The 19,237-nt window shown below is 69.7% G+C and carries 15 protein-coding genes and 2 pseudogenes; 12 read left to right on the top strand and 5 right to left on the bottom strand.

Annotation, left to right across the window (positions count from 1 at the left end; translation table 11 throughout):
- The first annotated feature begins 111 nt into the window (after positions 1–111).
- On the top strand, positions 112–1,104 hold the full coding sequence (locus tag ACIA8D_RS27755; RefSeq protein ID WP_399236440.1) for an AraC family transcriptional regulator: 993 nt from the start codon (positions 112–114) through the stop codon (positions 1,102–1,104).
- A gap of 34 nt (positions 1,105–1,138) precedes the next feature.
- On the opposite strand, the gene ACIA8D_RS27750 is transcribed toward ACIA8D_RS27755, so the two are convergent.
- The gene (locus ACIA8D_RS27750; RefSeq protein WP_399236438.1) at positions 1,139–2,548 is read right to left on the bottom strand and encodes an aminopeptidase P family protein; all 1,410 of its coding nucleotides are present in this window, start codon (positions 2,546–2,548) and stop codon (positions 1,139–1,141) included.
- Between the two features lie 157 nt (positions 2,549–2,705).
- Between ACIA8D_RS27750 and ACIA8D_RS27745 the strand changes: the two genes are divergently transcribed.
- Positions 2,706–3,692: a LuxR family transcriptional regulator gene (locus ACIA8D_RS27745; protein ID WP_399236436.1), complete on the top strand. Its 987-nt coding sequence runs from the start codon at positions 2,706–2,708 to the stop codon at positions 3,690–3,692.
- A 441-nt stretch (positions 3,693–4,133) separates the two neighbouring features.
- On the opposite strand, the gene ACIA8D_RS27740 is transcribed toward ACIA8D_RS27745, so the two are convergent.
- Positions 4,134–5,108 (bottom strand): NAD(P)H-dependent flavin oxidoreductase, encoded by a 975-nt coding sequence (locus ACIA8D_RS27740; protein ID WP_399236435.1) that lies wholly within the window; start codon positions 5,106–5,108, stop codon positions 4,134–4,136.
- 90 nt (positions 5,109–5,198) lie between these two features.
- Between ACIA8D_RS27740 and ACIA8D_RS27735 the strand changes: the two genes are divergently transcribed.
- The 6 genes and pseudogenes from ACIA8D_RS27735 to ACIA8D_RS27710 form a co-directional block, all read left to right on the top strand.
- Positions 5,199–6,146 (top strand): crotonase/enoyl-CoA hydratase family protein, encoded by a 948-nt coding sequence (locus tag ACIA8D_RS27735; protein ID WP_399236433.1) that lies wholly within the window; start codon positions 5,199–5,201, stop codon positions 6,144–6,146.
- Positions 6,147–6,192: 46 nt separating this feature from the next.
- Positions 6,193–7,560, top strand: coding sequence for an MFS transporter (locus ACIA8D_RS27730; protein ID WP_399236431.1), 1,368 nt, complete (start codon positions 6,193–6,195; stop codon positions 7,558–7,560).
- A complete protein-coding gene (locus tag ACIA8D_RS27725) occupies positions 7,557–8,873 on the top strand; it encodes a CaiB/BaiF CoA transferase family protein (protein ID WP_399236429.1) in 1,317 nt (438 codons plus the stop codon). Before ACIA8D_RS27730 ends, ACIA8D_RS27725 begins: the two co-directional genes overlap by 4 nt.
- A complete protein-coding gene (locus ACIA8D_RS27720; RefSeq protein WP_399236428.1) occupies positions 8,870–10,084 on the top strand; it encodes an acyl-CoA dehydrogenase family protein in 1,215 nt (404 codons plus the stop codon). The genes ACIA8D_RS27725 and ACIA8D_RS27720 overlap by 4 nt, the downstream gene beginning before the upstream one ends.
- A gap of 66 nt (positions 10,085–10,150) precedes the next feature.
- Complete coding sequence (locus ACIA8D_RS27715; protein WP_399236426.1) at positions 10,151–11,116, top strand: LysR family transcriptional regulator; 966 nt, start codon at positions 10,151–10,153, stop codon at positions 11,114–11,116.
- A gap of 27 nt (positions 11,117–11,143) precedes the next feature.
- Positions 11,144–11,353, top strand: a pseudogene (locus tag ACIA8D_RS27710) (restriction endonuclease); the annotation flags it as partial.
- A 42-nt stretch (positions 11,354–11,395) separates the two neighbouring features.
- On the opposite strand, the pseudogene ACIA8D_RS27705 reads toward ACIA8D_RS27710, so the two are convergent.
- Positions 11,396–11,815: pseudogene (locus ACIA8D_RS27705) on the bottom strand (LacI family transcriptional regulator); the annotation flags it as partial.
- A gap of 234 nt (positions 11,816–12,049) precedes the next feature.
- Between ACIA8D_RS27705 and ACIA8D_RS27700 the strand changes: the two are divergent.
- Positions 12,050–13,435 carry an MFS transporter gene (locus ACIA8D_RS27700; RefSeq protein ID WP_399236424.1) on the top strand — a complete coding sequence of 462 codons (1,386 nt, stop codon included), beginning with the start codon at positions 12,050–12,052 and terminating at the stop codon, positions 13,433–13,435.
- On the opposite strand, the gene ACIA8D_RS27695 is transcribed toward ACIA8D_RS27700, so the two are convergent.
- Positions 13,402–13,998 carry a TetR/AcrR family transcriptional regulator gene (locus ACIA8D_RS27695; RefSeq protein WP_399236422.1) on the bottom strand — a complete coding sequence of 199 codons (597 nt, stop codon included), beginning with the start codon at positions 13,996–13,998 and terminating at the stop codon, positions 13,402–13,404. The genes ACIA8D_RS27700 and ACIA8D_RS27695 overlap by 34 nt on opposite strands.
- 204 nt (positions 13,999–14,202) lie before the next feature.
- Here ACIA8D_RS27695 and ACIA8D_RS27690 point away from each other — a divergent pair, with 204 nt between their 5' ends.
- Genes ACIA8D_RS27690 through ACIA8D_RS27680 form a run of 3 tightly spaced genes read left to right on the top strand, consistent with a single transcriptional unit; the run spans position 14,203 to position 18,154 of the window.
- Positions 14,203–15,768, top strand: coding sequence for a class I adenylate-forming enzyme family protein (locus ACIA8D_RS27690; RefSeq protein ID WP_399236420.1), 1,566 nt, complete (start codon positions 14,203–14,205; stop codon positions 15,766–15,768).
- A 28-nt stretch (positions 15,769–15,796) separates the two neighbouring features.
- Positions 15,797–16,999, top strand: coding sequence for an acyl-CoA dehydrogenase family protein (locus ACIA8D_RS27685; protein ID WP_399236418.1), 1,203 nt, complete (start codon positions 15,797–15,799; stop codon positions 16,997–16,999).
- A gap of 33 nt (positions 17,000–17,032) precedes the next feature.
- The gene (locus tag ACIA8D_RS27680) at positions 17,033–18,154 is read left to right on the top strand and encodes a CaiB/BaiF CoA transferase family protein (RefSeq protein ID WP_399236416.1); all 1,122 of its coding nucleotides are present in this window, start codon (positions 17,033–17,035) and stop codon (positions 18,152–18,154) included.
- Positions 18,155–18,668: 514 nt separating this feature from the next.
- Here the strand turns inward: ACIA8D_RS27680 and ACIA8D_RS27675 are convergent.
- Entirely contained in the window at positions 18,669–19,181 is a 513-nt protein-coding gene (locus tag ACIA8D_RS27675) for a hypothetical protein (RefSeq protein WP_399236414.1), read from the bottom strand.
- Positions 19,182–19,237 lie beyond the last annotated feature (56 nt).

The following is a 19,237-nucleotide window of genomic DNA, read 5'->3' as shown; positions in this document are numbered from 1 at the left end:
CTGTGTTCTGGTCGAAGCGGGGTTTGACGCAGAGAACGCTAGGCGTGACAGCCGAAACGCGCTTATCCTCAACGGACATCAGATCTATCTTCTGGGGACATCGGAGGCCCGTTGAAACCGCAGTCCCGATACGCGTCCCTCAGTGGCTACCTCGACCTGAGCCGCTCCGCCGGTATCGATCCGGCGCGGCTCATGCGGGCGAACGGACTCGACCCGGCGAGCCTGAGCCTTCAGGACCGCTGGCTGCCCTCGGCCTCGGTGATCCAGCTCCTGGAGCAGTCGGCGTCGGAGTCCGGGCAGCAGGACTTCGGGCTGCGGCTCGGAGAGTTGCGCCACTTCTCCAACCTCGGACCGCTGAGCCTGGTGATCCGGGAGGAGCCCGATGTACGCAGCGCCGTGCACCTCCTCATCCGCTACGAGCACGTCTACAACGAGGCGTTGCGCCTGCACCTGTCCGAGGTGAACGGGTCTGCCGTCGTCCGGGTCCGCCTGGAGCCGGGCGAACCGATGGAGACGAGGCAGTCGGTGGAGCTCGTGGTGAGCGTGCTGCACCGACTGCTGCGCGGGTTCCTCGGGCCCGACTGGCAGCCACTCGCCGTGTGCTTCGCCCATCGCCCGCCCGACGATCCGTCCACCCACCAACGGATCTTCGGCCCGACCGTCTCGTTCGACCACGACTTCACGGGCATCGCGTTGGACGCGGCGGATCTGAGCGCGCCGAACCGGATGTCGGACCCGCAACTCCTCGCCTACGCCCTGCAGTTCCTGGACGGCATCGAGCCCGCGAAGGACACGACCGTGCTCGAGCGCGTCCGCGAGCTGATCGAACTCCTGCTGCCCACCGGGCGCTGCTCGATGGAACAGGTCGCCCGCAGCCTCGGCGTCGACCGCAGGACCGTCCACCGCCAACTGGCCGAGCACGGGGAGACGTTCACCACCGTGCTCAACGACACCAGGGCCGAGCTCGCGGTCCGGCTGCTGGAGAGCCGGCGATACTCGCAGACCGAGATCGCCGAGCTCCTCTCCTTCTCGGCACCGAGCAACTTCTCCCGCTGGTTCCGCGCCCGTTTCGGCTGCGCCCCCAGCCACTGGCCGACGCCGTAGGACCGGTGCCTCCCGGTCGGCACCCGCCGCCGGGTCAGCCCGCGTGCCGGTCCAGCCACGCCTCGATCTCGTCCGCCGAGCGCGGCAGGCCCGCCGACAGGTTCTCGTGGCCTTCGGCGGTGACCAGCAGATCGTCCTCGATCCGCACACCGATGCCGCGCCACTCCTCGGGCACGCTCAAATCGTCGGCCTGGAAGTACAGGCCGGGCTCGACGGTGAGCACCATGCCCGGTTCGAGGACTCCGTCGACGTACCCCTCGGTGTGGGCCTGCGCGCAGTCGTGGACGTCGAGGCCCAGCATGTGGCCCGTGCCCGCCATGGTGAAGCGCCGCTGCAGACCGAGTTCGTAGGCGCGCTCGGCCGGGCCCTCGATGAAGCCCCACTCGACGAGCCGGGCCGCGAGACTGCGCTGCGCCGCCTCGTGGAAGTCCCGGTACTTGGCGCCGGGCTTCACGGCCGCGAAGCCCGCCTCCTGGGCCTCGTACACCGCGTCGTACACCTGGCGCTGGACGGGCATGAAGCGGCCGCTGATCGGCAGCGTGCGGGTGACGTCGGCGGTGTAGAGGGTCCGTGACTCCACACCGGCGTCGAGGAGCAGCAGGTCGCCGGGGCGCACCGGGCCGTCGTTGTCGGTCCAGTGCATGATCGTGGCGTGCTCGCCGGCCGCGCAGATGCTGCCGTAGCCGACGGCGTTGCCCTCAAGTCGGGCGCGGCGGAAGAAGGTTCCCTCGATCCACCGCTCGGACGTCTCGACCGCGTTCGACAACTCCCCGACCACATCGGTGAATCCACGCACGGTCGAGTCGACCGCGCCACGGATCTCGGCGATCTCCCACGCGTCCTTGATGACGCGCAGGTCGTCGAGCGCCGTCACCAGTTCGGTGTCACGGGCGGCGTCCGTGGTGACGGCGGCCTCCAACGCCGGATCCACTCCGCGGACGATGCGGGTGGGTGCGCCGCCGGCAGCCAGGTCGGCAGCGGCCGTGCGGACGTCCCGGCACTCGATGCCGAGTACGCTCCGGGCCTCCGCGAGGGAACGGCGGCGGCCCATCCAGAGCTCCGCGGTGGCGCCCGTCCAGAACCCGTCGTCGTCGCGGCTGTCGCGCGGAAGCTGGTAGCAGTACGCGTCGTGGCCGCCGTCCGCGCGCGGTTCGAGCACCAGCGCGCCGTCACGGGCCTGGTCCCCGGTCAGATGCACGTATGCCGAGTACGGGCGAAACGGGTAGGTGTCGTCGTTCGACCGCACCTTGAGGTTCCCCGCGGGGATGACGAGGCGCTCTCCGGGGAAGCGCGCGGAGAGCGAGGCGCGCCGGGCGGCCGCGTACGGGGCCTGCTCGTCGAGGGGCAGGTCGCGCCGCTCGGTGTCCGCCCAGCGCGTACGCATCAGGGTGGACAGTTCCTCGGAGATCCCGGAGTAGAGCCCGTTCCTGCGGCCTTCCGCCATGACGTACGCCTTCCAATCCTGTAGGTGCTCGGGGTGTTCCGCTGTCGGCAGCGGTCGTCGCGCACCGTAGTCCGCCCTGCAACCCTGTGGTGCCCAGCAGTGCCACTGGCACGGATCGGCCACGCGCGAGCTCCGGAAGGCGCCGATAATGCGCTTCATGACGAACGTGAAACTCGGTGCGGCCCTCCGGCTGCTCGGCCTCGACGACGCGGCGGCCCGGCTCTATCCGGCGCTGCTCGACCTGGCTCCCGCTCCGCTGGGCGAGATCGCCGCGGCGGCGGGCCTGGACCGGGCCGAGGACGCGGACGCGGCGTACGGCGCGCTCGTCGACCTGGGTCTTGCCGTGGCCACGGGGCCGGACGGGGACCCGGTGGCGCCGGTGCCGCCGGCCGCCGCTCTGGAGGTGCTCGCACGACACCGGACAGCGGAACTCGAGGAGTCACGGGTCGCCGTCGGCGGTGCCTTCGAGTCGTTCAGGCGCCGACGGCTCGCCACTCACCGGGACACGCTCGTCGAGGTCGTCACCGGCGATGCCGTCGGCCCCCGGACGCGACAGGCCTGGGCGAGTGCCCGCGAGCAGATCCGCCAGCTGGAGTCCCCGCCGTACACTCCCATGCCCGAGTCCACGGGCGACGCGCTGGCCACGCTCGCCCGCGGCGTCACCCAGCGGGTCGTCTATTCACGTGAATCGCTGGAGCATCCAGGCCGCCTGAGGGAATCCATCGAACCGTGCATCAACGCCGGCGAGCAGGCCCGAGTGCTCCCCTCGGTACCGGTGAAGCTCGTGATCATCGACGACGCGTACGCCCTGGTGTCGTTGGCCATCGAAGAGGCCGACGTGAACCACACGACGCTGGTCGTACAGCCGTGCGGGCTGCTGTCCGCGCTGGTGGCCCTGTTCGAGCAGTGCTGGCGCCAGGCCCTGCCGTTCCATGGCCGCACCACGACCCCGGGCGGCCCGCCGCCCGCCGACCGCCGTCTGCTGTGGCTCCTCGCGGGCGGCGCGAGCGACGAAACCATCGCCCGCGAACTGGGCATCAGCCGACGCACCCTCTTCCGCCGCCTACAGATCCTCATGGCCCGGCTCGGCGCCGCGAACCGCTTTCAGCTGGCGTTGCACGCGCAGCGCAACGGGTGGCTGTGAAAGATCCGCCTCGCCCGTCACTGTCCACATGAGTGGTGCACCCAGAGCGACTCACCCGCCGAAGAAGCTCAACCGGACCTTGCGGTGGGGGTTGTCCTTGTTGGTGTCCGCGAAACTCCGTTAGGACAACCGTCAGCGTAGCTGGGACTCCCACCCCGAGTCGCCTTCAGGGAGCGCCACGGACGCCGTGGCGCCTCTCCACTCCGTCGCATGCGCGGCCGGTGCTGCGCACACACTGATGACGAAATATCCAGCGCCCAGGTGTCGGAATCCCAGGGGCACTCCAAGCCCCCCGTGAACTCAAATCCCTTACGGCCTGAGGGACATGGCGCCCTTTCCCACGCGCACGCGAGCACGTGCCCGCGTGCCCGCGTGCCCGCGTGCCCGCCGCCGACGTACCGGAGCCTCGGCCCGGCACCCTGACGCGACTGGACTGGGCTCTCACACCATGGAGGACAGGCGGCCAGTGACCGTTTCCCGTGCGTCGGTGACCATCCGGTCGACGAGCTCACCGACCGCGGGAACGTCGTCGATGAGCCCCTGGGACTGACCGGCCCACCACATCCCGCCCTCCATGTCGCCCTGTCCGAGCACGCGTTCACGCCCCCGGACGCCCGAAGCCAGGTCCGCGACATCACCGAAGGTGGCCTGCGGCTGCCGTCCCATCTCGGCGATCTTCGTGGAAATGCCGTTGCGGGCGACGCGCGCCGTGTTGCGGAACTCACGGAAGACCAGAATCGTCGACCGCTCGTCGTTGGCGACGATCTGCCGCTTCACGTTGTCGTGAACGGGGGCTTCCTCGGTGGCGACGAATCGTGTGCCCATGTTGATCGCGGAGGCCCCCAGTGACAGCGCTGCGACGAGCCCTCGGCCGTCAGCGAACCCGCCCGAGGCGATCACCGGGATGTCGAGCAATCTGGTGGCCGCGGGGATGAGTACGAGGCCGGGCACATCGTCCTCGCCGGGGTGTCCGGCGCATTCGAAACCGTCGATGGTCACCGCGTCCACGCCGAGTTGCTGCGCCTTGAGCGCGTGCCGCACCGAGACCGCCTTGTGGATCACCTTGATCCCGGCTGCCTTGAAGTGTGGCAGGTGCGGGGCCGGGTTGCTTCCGGCCGTCTCCACGACGCCGACGCCGCTCTCGACGATCACCTGCCGGTACTCGTCGTAAGGCACCGGAGTACGCGTCGGCAGGATCGTCAGGTTCACCCCGAACGGCTTGTCTGTCATGGTCCGGCACCGGGCGATCTCCTGTGCCAGGTGTTCGGGGGTGGGGCTGTTGAGTGCCGTGACGAAACCCAGCGCTCCGGCTTCGGCCACCGGAGCGACCAGATCGGGAGTGCCGACGCCGGTCATGCCACCGCAGACGATGGGATGTTCGACGCCGAACAGGCGGGTGAACTCGGTGGACAGCACGTGTCTCCTCAGAGGTCGGGAAGGACTGATGACCTTCGAGTCTCGGAGCAGTCCGGCAGCGCGGACAACCCATGAATCGGCTACGGATCCATGAGTCAGAACCTGCGGGCACAGGCGTACTGCAATCGAGAACTGCCCACCAGACTGGGCGACATGATCTACGAGACGCTCACCTTCGACACGGACGCCGACGGCATCGGCACCCTGACACTCAACCGTCCCGACGCGTTGAACGCGTTCTCGGTGACGATGGCCCGCGAACTGCTCGACTTCTTCAGCGGCGATGCCACCGACGACGCGGTGAAGGCGATCGTGGTGACCGGCGCCGGCCGGGCCTTCTGCGCCGGGATGGATCTCTCCGCCGAAGGCAACGTCTTCGGGCTCGACGAGACCCTGCGCCCGACCCCCGAGACGGTCCGCGCACACCTCGCCGACCCGGCCACGCACCCGGAGTACGCGGACGGACTCCGCGACACCGGCGGGAAGGTCGCGCTGGCGATCCACGCGCTGCCCAAACCGGTGATCGCAGCCATCAACGGCCCGGCGGTCGGCATCGGCGCGACCATGACCTGCGCGATGGACCTGCGCCTGGCCTCGACGAAGGCCCGTATCGGGTTCGTCTTCGGCCGGCTCGGCATCGTCCCGGAGGCCTGCTCGAGCTGGTTCCTGCCCCGCATCGTCGGCGTGTCCCAGGCCCTCGAATGGATCTACTCCGCCGAGGTCCTCAGCGCGGACGAGGCGCGGGACGGCGGCCTGGTGCGGTCGGTTCACGCCCCGGAGGAACTGCTGACGGCAGCGTACGAGCTTGCGCGGAAGTTCGTAGTCGGTCGCTCCCCGGTCGCTCTGGGCCTGGCCAAGCAACTCGTCCTGGGCAACGCCGGGGCTCCGCACCCCCGTGACGCACACGCCGCCGACTCACTGGCGATGTTCTACACCTCGGTCGGTGATGGCAAGGAAGGTGTCGCGGCGTTCCTGGAGAAGCGGGAGCCGAAGTTCACCGGCCGGGCCTCGCAACTTCCGCGCGTCTTTCCCGGCTGACACGACGTACGGCCGGTTCCCGTAAACCACGTGTTCGGAGGTGAGTATGAGCGCAGACACGGCAAAACACCCGAGTGCCGAGCAGGACACCACGGGACGCATCCGGAAGGGAGTCCCGGCGAGGGACTGGTGGATCATCGGCCTGTTGTTGGCGTTCTTCACGTTGAACTTCGCCGACAAGGCCGCGATCGGCATCGCCGCCCCCGATATCGAGGCCGACCTCGGTCTCGACGCGAGCCAGTACGGCATGGTGTCGAGTTCGTTCTTCTGGCTGTTCGCGGTAGGCGCGATATTCCTGACGATGGGATTCCAACGGCTCAACTGGCGTTGGTCGGCAGCGCTGCTGATGCTCACCTGGCTCCTCAGCATGGCTCCGCTCACGGCGCCCACCACGTTGACCGTGCTCGTCGGGTCCCGGGTTCTGCTGGGCTTCTTCGAGGGGCCGACGTACGCACTGTGCCAGTCGATCGTCACGGACCGGTTCTCTCCTCAGCGTCGCGCCTTCGCGGGCTCCGTGGTCAACTCCGGTTCGTCGCTCGGCCCGTTGGTCGCGTCACCGCTCCTGACGTGGATCATCGTGACTTGGTCCTGGCACTCGGGGTTCGTTGCGCTGATCGCGGCCGGTGCGGTATGGCTCGTTGTCTGGCTCTGGGTGACCCGACACGAGCCGGGAGCCTGGCGACTGGGCGCCGTGGCCGCCGGGTCCGAGCAACTCCCCGAGGACCCGAACGGGGACATCGACGTCCCGTTCTTCTCCCTGCTCAAGAACCGCAGTTTCTGGGGAGTGGTACTCCTCGGATCAGCGGGATTCCTCGTCACATCGCTGAAGGTGGCATGGCTCCCGTCCTTCCTGAACCAAGGGATGGGGTACGCACAGTCGACCGTCGGCCTGCTCATCACCCTGCCGTACGCCCTGGCCATCGTCGTCCTGCTGACGGCCGGGCTGCTGTCGGGCCGTCTCCTGAAGGCGGGCTTCTCCTCCCGAGTGGCCCGAAGCTACCTGACCATGGGGTACCTCTGCTTCTCAGGCCTGACGATGATCGCCTTCACTCAACTTCCGCCGGGTGGGCTGCAGGTCGTCCTGGTGATGCTCTCCTTCTCCATCAACAGCGTCGCTTTCGCACTCGGCCTCGCCGGTGCGGCTGACTTCCTGCCTCGCAAACACCGAGCCGGCTTCTTCGGTTGCGCCAACGCCCTCTACAGCCTCGCCGGCATCGTCGCCCCCTGGGTGCTCGGCGTGGTCGTGAACGCCGGCCGCACGGCCGCCGAAGGGTACGCGCACGGCTTCCTGATCATCGGGATCACCATCTGCGTTCTCGCCGTCAGCGGCGGGCTCCTCCTGCATCCCGAACGATCCCGCGAGGTCCTGCTCGCCGAGGCGGCACGCCGCCGCGCCAAGGAGTCGACCCGATGAATCAGAACAACGCAATGCACCCGTCGAACGCGGTCCCGTCCGAGGTCCGCCCGCTCCACGGACTGAGGGTGGTGGACTTCGGCCAGTTCATCGCCGCTCCCGGAGCCGGACAGAACCTCGCCGACCTTGGCGCCGACGTCATCAAGGTCGAGCCCCCCGCCGGCGATCAGGCTCGGCGCATCGGCACCTTCGGGATGGCGATGGTACGGGCCAACAATCGGTCCAAGCGCAGCCTGGCCATCGATCTCCGAGCCCCCGGCGGCAGCGGAATCGTTGCCGAGCTGATCGCCTCGGCCGACGTGGTGCTGCACAACTTCCGGCCAGGGGTGGTGGAGCGGCTGCATCTCGATGCAGCCACCCTGACAGACCGTCACCCTGGTCTGATCTACGGATTCGTCACCGGATTCGGCTCCCTCGGCCCCTCCGCACGACGGGCCGGTCTCGACATCGCCGCCCAGGCCGAGTTCGCCGTCATGGACCTCACCGGTGAGGCCGGGGGCGCCCCCCAGCGGGTCGGGTTCGCCGTCGCCGACGTACTCGCCGCGCAAGCACTGACCTCCGGGGTCCTGGCCGCGCTCCTCGCCCGGTCCGCCAGCGGACGCGGCCGGGTCGTCGAGACCTCCTTGATGGAGGCGGTCGTGCACGCGCAGTCCTCGCAGTGGACGGAGTACGGCATGACGGGCACAGCCCCGCGCAGGCGCGGCCACGGCCAGGCGCTCGCCGCTCCGGCCGCCGATCTGATCCGTACCCGCGACGGGGGCGCGGTCGTCGTCTCGGCGTACACCCAGGAGAAGTTCGCGGCGCTGTGCCGGCTCATCGGCCGCCCCGGGCTGGTGTCCGACGTCCGCTTCGCCACGAACTCCGCGCGGGTCGCCCACCGGGCCGAGCTGCTCGACATCCTGCACGCGACCCTCGGACGACTCGACCGCAACGAAGCCCTGGCCCGGATGAGTTCGGCGGGCATCGTCTGCGGCGCCGTACGCGGCTTCGACGAGATCACCGAGGACCCCGACCTGCTGGCATCCGGGCTGATCGCCGCCTGCGCGCCGGCGGACGGGGACGAGGCGGCGGGCGGCAGCTACTCGGCACCGACTACGCCCTTCTCGCTCGACGGTCGGCGGCCGTCCACCTCGTCACCGGCCCCGGAGACCGGGGCCCACACCCGGCAGATCCTGGCCGAACTGGGGCGCGACGAAGCGGAGATACGCGACTTGATCGGCCGCGGCGTCGTGGCAGGACCGTACCCCGAGACCACCGTCAGCGCGCCCGCTTCACCCGTCCACACCCCCATCCCCATGAAGGAGAGCGCATGATCGACCCCGACGTTTTCGACCTGGACTTCGAGGGACACCTCAAGCGGGTCGCGGAACTCACCGACGACGTCCTCATCCCCGCCGAGGCGGAGATGGTGGAGACCGGAGCGGTCCCCGAGCACGTGATGGAGGCGCTGGCCCGCGGTGGACTCTTCGGCATATCCATCCCGAGGGCGCTCGGCGGACTCCAGTGGAACATGACCCAGCAGGTGCGTATGACAATGGAGTTCACCCGTGCCTCCTGCGTCTACCGTTCGCGGTTCGCCTCGGTGATCGGACTGTGCTCCCAGGCCATCCTCGACCACGGCACCGAGGAGCAGTGCAAGCGCATGCTGCCCGGCATGGCCGCCGGGGAGCTGATCACCGCGTTCGCGCTGACCGAGCCGGGAGCCGGCTCCGATGCGGGCTCGCTCACCACGACCGCGCGCCGCGGCAAGGACGGCGGCTGGGTCATCGACGGCCACAAGCGGTACATCACCAACGCTCACTGGGCCGACGAACTGGTGGTGTTCGCCCGCACCGGCAGCTCGCGGGAGGGAGCCGGCGGAGTGTCCGCGTTTCTGGTGCCGCGCCGCAGTCGGGGGCTGGAGACCCGGCCGGCCACCCGGATGAATGGGCACGCCGAGGCGCCCGTCGCCGAGATCACCTTCACGTCAGTGGAGGTGGACGACTCCGCCCTGCTGGGCGACCGGCTCGGCGGCGGGTTCCCCGCCGCGCTGCGCGGCATCAACCACGCCCGCCTCCACGTGGCGGCCACGTGCGTGGGTCAGGCCACCCGCATCCTTGAGGAAACAGCCGAACACCTCCTGGGACGCGACCAGTTCGGGGCACCGCTCGCAGACCTGGGAGCCGTCCAGGCCGATCTCGGCGAGTGCTTCGCGGAGCTGGAGGCCGCCCGCGCCCTCACCGTCGCGGCAGCCGAGGACTTCGACACCGGCTCCATCCCCCGCCACCGCATCGCCGCCGCCAAGCTCTTCTCCACCGAGATGGCGAGCCGGGTCGCCGACCGCTGCGTGCAGCTCCTGGGCGGCGAGGGAATCGTGGGCGACCACCCGGTGCCGCGAATGTGGCGCGACGTACGGGCCTTGCGCATCTACGAGGGGTCCTCTCCGATCCACGAGCGCAACCTTGGCCGGGCCGTCGTCCGACAGGTCCGGTCGGACGGAACACTGCCCGACACATATCGTGTGACAGGCAGGCAGACAGTGTGACTGCTGACGCCCGGGCGTGGGTCGTCCGGGCGACGGGGCCCATGAACGGACAGGGGGCTGGGTCAGGTGGAACTCAGGCAACTCGAGTACTTCCTCGCGATCGTCGACCAGGGCGGACTCGGCCGCGCGGCGGACCACCTCTACCTCTCCCACCCCTCGCTCTCGAACGCGGTCCGGTCCCTGGAGCGCGAGCTCAAGGTGTCGCTGTTCCACCGGACGGGCCGCCGCCTGGTCCCCACCTCGGCCGGGCGGGAGCTCGTACCCCTGGCACGCAGGATGCTGGAGGGCATGGTGGACATCGAGGACACGATGCGGCGCGCCCAGCAGCTCCAGGGCGGCGCACTCACCGTGGTGTGCACCCCCGACATGTCGAGCGAAGCGGTGGCCTCCTGGGCCACCGGCTTCACCACCGGGCATCCCGATGTGCGCCTGGCCATCAACGAGGCCGGATCGCACCAAGAGATGATGGCGGCGGTCTCGGACGGGCAGGCCGAACTGGGCTTCGCAGTCGACTCGACGTTGCGCTCCGACCTCCAGTTCGTGGAACTGGGCCTGCAGCGCTTCCTTTTGGTACGGCCGCCCGGTCACCCCGCATCCGCCGACGGCGCCCCGTTGGACATCACTCGCCTCGGCGACCTGCCACTGGTGTGCCGGCAGGTACCCGGCCACGAGGAGAACGTCATCCAGCGCGTACTGAGCGCGAACAACGTCGACGCGAGGATCGGCGCCACCGTGCCGAGCCGGTCGGCTCAGCTCACGTTCGTGCTCCGGTCGGGGTTCCAGGCCTTCCTGCCGCTTCGCATATGCCTGACCGCGCTGGACGCCGGCGCCCACGTCCTCGAAACGGATCCGGCCATCGAAGCCCGGTTCGGGCTGGTGCACCGCACCGGTGGGCTCGCCCCGGCCGCGCAGCGGTTCATCGCCGATGTCCGGACCGCGCTGAACACCTGGTACACGGCGATCGACCACCATCGAGACGCGGGCCTCGGGCTGATCGACGCCCTGACCGCGAGCCGCGACGCGGCGTACTGAACCGGGGCGCCGTTCCGTCCGTTAGTCTCGGCCCTGGCCGGCGTAGTGGAACACAGGCGTGCGGCCAAGGGCATCTTGGTGACGACGTCGTGGTTCGGGCGGGCCAGCGAGGCGTTCGCCGACGAGCACGGCCGCCTCGAACTCCTCGATGGCGCCAACCTGGTCCATCTGTTCAAGGAACACATGAATCTTGACGTCATCCCTGGCCCGGTACCACCGAAACGTCGTCCCCGGTAGGGGCCGAGCCAGGGATCCCGGGCCCTTCTCCAGCAGGTGCAATTACTGCCGCTCAACCGTGCGTTGTCGAAGCAGGTCAGCCAACACTCGCACCGACGAGCCCGGGCGAATCGCCAGCCTGAAGTCGAGGGCTACCTCCCACTGCTCGGTCAAGCCGGCCATGAGGCGCTGGCGCATCCCACGGGTTACATGCGCGTACCGCGCGGAGACCGAGCCGTCGATGTGACCCATGCGGTCGTCCATGAGGACCTTCTCGGTGCCGAGGTGCTCCATCATCGTGCGGTGGGTGTCGCGCAGGCCGTGGGGCGTGAGGCCCTTGGCGATCGGTAGCCAGCAGACATCAGCTCGGTCGGTTGCATCTCGGCCTCGGGCCGGGATGCCGGGCCACTGCTCGCCGAGGATCGGCACCTGACGGGCCTCCTGCGGCGCCTTCTTCGGATACCAGCCGGAGACCGCCGGAGAGGGTGGTTCAGGACGCGACCCCAGAGGAGTGCTGAGCGAGGCGGGTTTCGGGACGGTGGAGTCGAACCGTTGACCGGATGGCGAACTCAGCCTAACTTTCTGAACTGATCACTTTTTAACGAACAACCTGTATGGATTCGTTCAACCGTGGGCCACCGTTCCCTGCCCCGGTGCCCTGTGTGCGGGTTCTGCAGGTTGCCTCCCGTACTGCCACTGCCTTCGCAGGAGAGCCCTATGTCCGTATCGAAGTCCAGCCCGGTCTCACCCCTGAAGAGTGCGAAGGTGCCACCGCCGGACGGGGCGGACGTCGGACGGCGTGCGTGGCTGATCGCCGCGCTGATCGTGACGTTCATGCTGCTCAACTATGCGGACAAGGCAGTCCTCGGCCTCGCCGCGGTGCCGATCATGGACGAGCTGGACCTGAGCAACAGCGCGTACGGGCTGATAGCCAGTTCGTTCGCGGTGCTGTTCAGTCTGACGGGGTTCCTCGTCGGGTTCGTCTCGTCGCGGATCTCCAGTCGGGTCATGCTGTTCGCGATGGCGCTGCTGTGGGCCGTGGCGCAGGTGCCGGTGTTGCTGGTCGCGTCGGTCCCGGCGCTGGTGGCGGGGCGGGTGCTGCTGGGAGCGGCCGAAGGTCCTGCGACCCCGATGTCGATGCACGCCCTGTACAAGTGGTTCCCCGAGGGGCGGCGCGGGCTGCCCTCGGCGCTGCAGATCAGCGGTGCGGCGCTCGGTACGTTGATCGCGGCGCCGGTGCTGACCGCGCTGATCACGGGATTCGGCTGGCGCTCGGCCTTCGCGGCGCTCGCCGTGACGAGCGTGGTGTGGGCCCTGGTGTGGTGGAGGCTGGGGCACGACGGGCCGTACGGACAGCCGGCCGCGCCGAAGCGCGGGGCGGCGGCGAAGCAGGCGGCGGCGAAGCCGGCCGCCGACGCCGAGCGGCTGCCGTACCGGACACTGCTGACCAGCGGCACGATGCTGGGCAGCATGGTCGGCGCGTTCGGCGGCTCGTGGGCCAACGCCCTCAGCCAGGCGTGGCTGCCGACCTTCCTGCGGACGGAGCTGGGAATGGCTCCGGGCCGCGCGGCGACCGTCATCAGCGTCGTGGCGGGCCTCGGGTTCGTGCTGCTGCTGGCCGTGTCACCGCTGGTCGACGCACTCAACCGGCGCGGGGTTTCGATGCGTTGGTCGAGCGGGGCGCTGCAGGGGATCGCGGTCACCGTGGCGGGTCTGGCCATGGCGGCCGTTCCGCTCGTCGGTCCGCGGGCGGCGGTGCTCACCATGGTCGCGGTGGCCTTCAGCGTGTTCGCCCTGGTCTTCCCGCTGCACTACGTGACGGCGGCCGCGGTCGTGCCACCGGCCCAGCGCGGCGCGGTGTTCGGCATCGTCGCGGGGACCGGCACGCTGCCGATCCTGATCGCGCCGTTCGTGACCGGGCACCTGCTGGACGCGGCGTCCTCACGCGGCGCCGGATACCAGCACACCTTCCTGCTTTCGGGCGCGGTGATGCTGGTGTGCGGGCTCTTCGCGCTGGTGACCATCCGGCCCGAGCGGGACGCCCGGCGCCTCGGGCTGGCCATGGGCGCTCAGGCCGGCGCCTCGAAGCCCGTGGCCCAGTAGCGTCCGTGCATGGCCAGGTCGAGCAGCATGCGGACGACTTCCTCGGCCGGCAGGTCGGGCGACTCCTGCTCGGCCCACCAGCGCAGCACCGCGGTCTGCTCGCCCACCCAGACGCGGGCCAGCAGGTCCGGGTCGATGCGCGGCTGTACGTCGTTGCGCTCGGCCCGGGCCCGGAACTCCTCGGCGGTGATGCGCGCGCAGGTGTCGGTGAACATCTGGAGCGGCTTGCCGTCACCCTCGCCCCGCAGCACGATCCGGTACAGATCACGCTCCTCGCGGGCGTGCCGGAGCATCTCCAGGACCGGCTTGCCGGTGAAACCGGTCGCGCTGCCGGCGACCGTCGGGGCCAGCCGCGTGACCAGCTCGTCGAGCAGGTCCGTGGTCACTCGCGCGAACAGTTCTTCCTTGCTGCGGAAGTGGGCGTAGAACGTCGCGCGCGCCACGTCCGCGCGCTCGGTGATGTCCTCCACCGTGAGCGCCGCGAAGCCACGCTCCAGCACCAGCTCGACCAGCGCGCCGCCCAGCAGTCGGCGTGAGCGCCTGGTGCGCCTGTCCTCGGCCATGGTCCCCTCCTCGACTCCCACGTTCCGGTTCGCACGTTCCGGCGTCCGCCAGTCTAGGAGATCTTGACAGCCCACACGTTATTGAACACTCTGTCTGTAACTGGCGTGAGTGAATAACTTCTCGGTGTGGTCGCTGTTGCTCCGAAGTTCCGTGCCCCGCCCGTCGACGTCCCCTCCCCCGAGCCGGCTGGAGTGAAAGCCCCCATGAATCTCGGCATCTACCTGACGCGCAGCGCCCGTTACCGCCCCGAGGCGCCCGCCCTCGTCTGTCAGGACCGTTCCTGGAGCTACCGCGACCTGGAACGCTCGACGAACCGGCTGGCCTCCGCCCTCGTCTCGCGCGGTCTGCGCCCCGGCGACGCGGTCGCCTCCCTGGCCTGGAACCGCGGCGAGCTCGTCGAGGTCGAATTCGCCCTGTACAAGGCCGGATTGACGCGAGCCCCGATCAACGCCCGCCTGGGACGCGGCGAGGTCGGCCACATCCTGGGCTACGCCCCGGTCCGCGTCCTGGTCTACGACGCCGCGCACCGCGAGGACGCCCTCGCCGCCATCGCCGCCGCCGGCACGGACTGCCTGGCCGTCGCGCTCGACGAGTTGCAGGACGCGGGAGCGGACGAGATCCGCTACGCCGACCTGCTGGCCGAGGGCACGCAGGAACCGGTCAGGGTCGACGTCCCCGAGGACCAGCCCTGCGTCCTCAACTTCACCTCGGGCTCCACCGGAGCGCTCAAGGCCGCCGTGCAGACGGTCGGCAACCGCCTGGCCAACATGCGCAAGCAGCTGATGGACGAGGAGTCCCGGGCCCGCCCCGGCTCCCGCTACCTGGCCTGCGGACCCATCACGCACGCCACCGGGATGCCGCTGCTCGCCGGGGTGTTCGGCGGATCCACGACCCACGTCCTGCCCGCCTGGAGCCCGCAGGCGTTCCTGGAGACCGTCGCCAAGGAGGCCATCACCTCCACCTTCCTGGTCCCGGCCATGCTGAACACGATCCTCGCCCACCCCGGCGCGGCCGACCACGACCTGTCGTCGCTGACGAACATCCGGGTCGGTGGAGCTCCCATCTCGCCCCAGCGGCTGCGTGATGCCGTCGAGTTCTTCGGCCCGGTCGTCGCCCAGGGCTACGGGCTCGGCGAGACCACGAGCGTGATCGCGAGCCTGTCCAGCGACGAGGTCGCACGCGCCGTGCGCGAGGACTCCGAACTGCTCCAGTCCTGCGGCCGCCCCGCCTACGACACCGAGATCCGCATCGTCGACGAGCAGGGCCGCGAGCGGGCACCGCGCGAGATCGGCGAACTCGTCGTGCGCGGCCAGGACTGCGTACGCGAGTACTGGAAGGCGCCCGAGCTGTCCGCGGAGACCTTCCGCGACGGCTGGGTGCACACCGGTGACCTGGGGTGGATGCGCGAGGACGGCTATCTGTTCCTCGTCGACCGCAAGAAGGACATGATCATCTCCGGCGGCTTCAACATCTACTGCACCGAGGTCGAGGCCGCCCTCTACGAGCACCCCGCCGTCCAGGAGGCCTGCGTCGTCGGCGTGCCCGACGAGAAGTGGGGCGAGGCCGTCCAGGCCGTCGTCGTGCGGCACGCGGGAGCGGACCTCACCGAGCAGGAACTGATCGACTTCTGCGCCGAGCGCCTCGACCGTTTCAAGAAGCCCCGCTCGGTCGACTTCGTGACCGAGCTGCCCACCAACCGCAACGGCAAGGTCGACCGCAAGGCCGTGCGCGAGCCGTACTGGGGCGACTCCGCCCGCCGCGTCAACTGACCTCACCACCACGACTGCTGGAGCCTCCATGACCTTCTCTCTCCGCCCCTCCTACGACGACGACCCGCGTACCGCCAAGCTCGTCGACCGGCTCCGCGACTACCTCGACGGCGAGCTCGCCGACTACGAGCGCGAGCGCGGCCTCACCGACAGCAGCCGCCTGACCCGCGCCGACCTGGAACCGGTCTGGCGCCGCAGCATCGAGCTCGGCTTCTACGGAATCCACCTGCCCAAGGAGCACGGCGGCCAGGACCTGACGTTCTCCCAGCTCGCCGCCCTCAAGGAGGAGCTCGGGGCGAGCGGCCGCGTCCTGTCCCACAGCGTGCTCGGCGACATGGGCGGCCCGCTGCGCGCAGGTGACATCCTCAAACACGCCACCGAACACCAGCTGAACACCTACCTGTTGCCCCTGATCCGCGGCGAGCGGGCCTGCTGCTTCTCCCTCACCGAGACCGACGCCGGATCCGACGTCCGCTCCATGCGCACCGTCGCCGTACGCCAGGACGACGGCAGTTACCGGCTGACCGGGCACAAGGTGTTCTCCTCCGCGGGCCCCTTCGCCGACTTCGCGATCGTCGTCGCCCGCATGGCCGGCACCGGAGAGACGGAGGGCGACAAGCCGTCCTTCGCCACCTTCCTCGTCGACCTGGACAGCCCCGGCTGCCGCGTCGAGGACGGCGTGACGCCGATGTCCGGCGAGCACATCGAGAGCGACATCATCCTTCAGGACTGCCACGTCCCGGCCGCCAACCTGATGGGCGCCGAGGGCGACGGGCTGCGCATCGCGCTGGGCCGCGTCACCACGAACCGGCTGCTGCACTGCCCGACCGTCCTCGGCCTCACCCGCCGCGCCCTCGACCTGACCCTGGAGCGCGCCCGCACCCGCAAGGTCGCCGGCGGCCGCCCGCTGATCTCGATGCAGGCCATCCAGCACAAGCTCGCCGACATGGCCACCGACCTGTACGCCGCCCGCTCCATGACGTACGCGGCGCTCAAGGCGCTGGACGAGGGCAAGGACGTACGCACCGAGGCCTTCATGTGCAAGCTCTTCGTCGCCGAGACCTGCTTCCGCATCCTCGACGAGGCCGTGCAGATCCACGGCAAGGAAGGACTCACACAGGGCAACGAGGTCGAGTTCATGTTCCGCAAGGTCCGCATGTTCCGCGTCCTGACCGGCACCTCCGAGATCCAGCGCAACGCCATCGCCAAGCTGCTGGCCGCCGGCGCCTGACTCAGCCCCTCCCCCGGAAAGGCCCGCCCCCTCATGACCCCCTCGCCCCCGAACTGGTCCGCGCTCACCGGCAAGCGCGTCCTCGACCTGTCCCGGCTGCTCCCCGGCCCGTACGCCACCTCGCTCCTCGCCGACCTCGGAGCGGACGTCATCAAGGTCGAGCCCCCGACGGGCGACCCACTGCGCATGGCCCCCGCCCTGTTCGACGCCCTCAACCGCAACAAACGCTCCGTCACGCTCGACCTGCGCACCGACGAGGGACGGGAGGCGTTCCTGCGCCTGGCCCGCACCGCCGACGCCGTCGTCGAGAGCCACCGTCCCGGCGTCCTCGACAGCATGGGCCTCGGCTTCGAGACCCTGCACACGGCCAACCCGCACCTCGTCCTGTGCTCGCTCACGGGCTACGGCCAGAGCGGCCCGTACGCCGACAAGCCCGGCCACGAGCTCAACTTCCTCGGCCTGTCCGGCTTCTACGCCGTCCCCGGAAGCCTGGACGGCGACGTCAACCGTCCCGGGGTCCGTATCGGCGACATGGTCGGCGCCCTGCACGCCGCGCTCGCCCTGGCGGCCGCCCTCGGCGACGGTGGTGAGGGCGGCCGCCAGGGCCAGCACATCGACGTCTCGCTGAGCGACTCGATCAGCGCCTGGTGCTCACTGTTCGCGTTCCAGCAGCTGGATATCGAGGACCCGCTCACGGCCGGGCTCGTCATGGGCGACAACGCCCTGTTCACGACGGCCGACGGGCAGCGGCTCTCGCTCGCCACCTTCGAGGACAAGTTCTGGCGACAGCTACGGGACGACCTCGCTACGGACTTCCCCGAGCTGGACACCGACGCCTACGACCGGCGCGGAGCCCGCACGGCCGCCAAGACCGAGGTGAACGCGCTGCTCACCAAGGTCTTCGCCGCGCGCGACTACGCCTGGTGGGAGCAGCGGCTCGACGCGATCGGCGCCCCCTGGGCCCCGGTCGTCTCCCGCCCCGCCGAACTCCTGGCCGACCCGCACGCCGTGGCCCGCGGCCTGTTCGCACGGCCCGCCGGACCGGACACAGTCCCCCAGGCCCGATTCCCCGTCGGTTTCGGCGCCGGACTCGACACCTTCCGGGCCCAGGCGCCCGGCCTCGGCGAGCACACGCAGGAGCTGCTCACCGAATAACGCTCACCGGCACCAGAACGTCGGATGGAAGAACGCCGAACACGTCTGGGGAGCCATCCGGCTCCCCAGATCCCTGCGAGCCTCATCGGGGCCATCCCAGGCCGTCGCTCTGAGCAGGCAAGACAGCGGAACTGCCGACGGCGTCTCCCCGCAGGTTCGGGCACGCGGCTCGATTGTCCAGTTGGTGCGGCCGGACTTCACGACTATCGTGCAGCCGGCTCAGCTCACCCACCGAAGAAGCTCAACCGAACGTGATGGTTGCTGTTATCAACGTTGGTGTCCGCCAAACTCCGTCAAAAGCAACTCCAGGCTGCCTGGTGGCGTGCTCCACGATCTGCGTCACCGAAAGGATGCACTCTGCCCCGAAAGCGCAAAGCACCAGGTGAGAGTCTCTCCTTGAGCTCACTGCGTGGCAGCAGGAAGCCCGGAGCGTCAAACGAGCGCCGCGGTCCGCCTCCCCGCCGGGCGACGGACCGGTCGATCCACCGTGTGGCTCACGGCCACACCGGGAAGCTCAACGCACCGGCACCAGGCTCGTGTCCTGCTGCGCGTCGTCGTCCGCGCAGTCCTCGACGGCGATCACCGATGCTTTCGGCTCCAGCACCATGCACCCGCCGACAGCCGACTCGATGTGCTTGTCGTCGGTCGCCGTCCACTTCTGGTTGTCCTGCACCAGCGCCGCGTCCTTGCAGCCGCGGAAGACGACCCGGTGCGTCCCGTCGGGCAGGGTGCGGTTCCACACGCACTCGTTGCGCCCCACGTTCCGGAGCTGCTGGGTGGCGGCGTCGTAGGTCCACTTGTGGTTCGGGTCCGTCGGCGCGCAGTTCTCCGTGCCGGGCAACTGCTGGGTATGCGCGCCAGAGTTGTCCACGCGCAGAGCGGCGACGCACTGGGTGGGTTCGGGCACCGAGACGACGGCGAAGGGGCCTTCCGGATACTCCTGGGCGCTCGCCGGTGCCGCGCCGGCGAATCCGGCGGAGACGGCGAGGCCGGTCGCGGCGAGCAGGGTGGCGGTCGTACGCGTCATGGCGGAACTCCTTCGGTCGGACAGAGGCTGACACCCCTCCGTCTCCTCGCTCCGCC

Origin of the sequence: Streptomyces sp. NPDC051684, assembly GCF_044453445.1 — a bacterium.
Classification (GTDB): domain Bacteria; phylum Actinomycetota; class Actinomycetes; order Streptomycetales; family Streptomycetaceae; genus Streptomyces.
Note: the sequence above shows the minus strand (reverse complement) of the source record. Positions and strands in the feature narration are given on the sequence as shown.

Bases quoted from the DNA above. Each gene is read 5' to 3' on its own strand.
- ACIA8D_RS27745 (WP_399236436.1), top strand. From the start codon at position 2,706: ATGACGAACGTGAAACTCGGTGCGGCCCTCCGGCTGCTCGGCCTCGAC.
- ACIA8D_RS27725 (WP_399236429.1), top strand. From the start codon at position 7,557: ATGAATCAGAACAACGCAATGCACCCGTCGAACGCGGTCCCGTCCGAG.
- ACIA8D_RS27750 (WP_399236438.1), bottom strand. From the start codon at position 2,548: ATGGCGGAAGGCCGCAGGAACGGGCTCTACTCCGGGATCTCCGAGGAA.
- ACIA8D_RS27685 (WP_399236418.1), top strand. From the start codon at position 15,797: ATGACCTTCTCTCTCCGCCCCTCCTACGACGACGACCCGCGTACCGCC.
- ACIA8D_RS27690 (WP_399236420.1), top strand. From the start codon at position 14,203: ATGAATCTCGGCATCTACCTGACGCGCAGCGCCCGTTACCGCCCCGAG.
- ACIA8D_RS27730 (WP_399236431.1), top strand. From the start codon at position 6,193: ATGAGCGCAGACACGGCAAAACACCCGAGTGCCGAGCAGGACACCACG.
- ACIA8D_RS27735 (WP_399236433.1), top strand. From the start codon at position 5,199: ATGAGTCAGAACCTGCGGGCACAGGCGTACTGCAATCGAGAACTGCCC.
- ACIA8D_RS27680 (WP_399236416.1), top strand. From the start codon at position 17,033: ATGACCCCCTCGCCCCCGAACTGGTCCGCGCTCACCGGCAAGCGCGTC.
- ACIA8D_RS27720 (WP_399236428.1), top strand. From the start codon at position 8,870: ATGATCGACCCCGACGTTTTCGACCTGGACTTCGAGGGACACCTCAAG.
- ACIA8D_RS27675 (WP_399236414.1), bottom strand. From the start codon at position 19,181: ATGACGCGTACGACCGCCACCCTGCTCGCCGCGACCGGCCTCGCCGTC.
- ACIA8D_RS27695 (WP_399236422.1), bottom strand. From the start codon at position 13,998: ATGGCCGAGGACAGGCGCACCAGGCGCTCACGCCGACTGCTGGGCGGC.
- ACIA8D_RS27700 (WP_399236424.1), top strand. From the start codon at position 12,050: ATGTCCGTATCGAAGTCCAGCCCGGTCTCACCCCTGAAGAGTGCGAAG.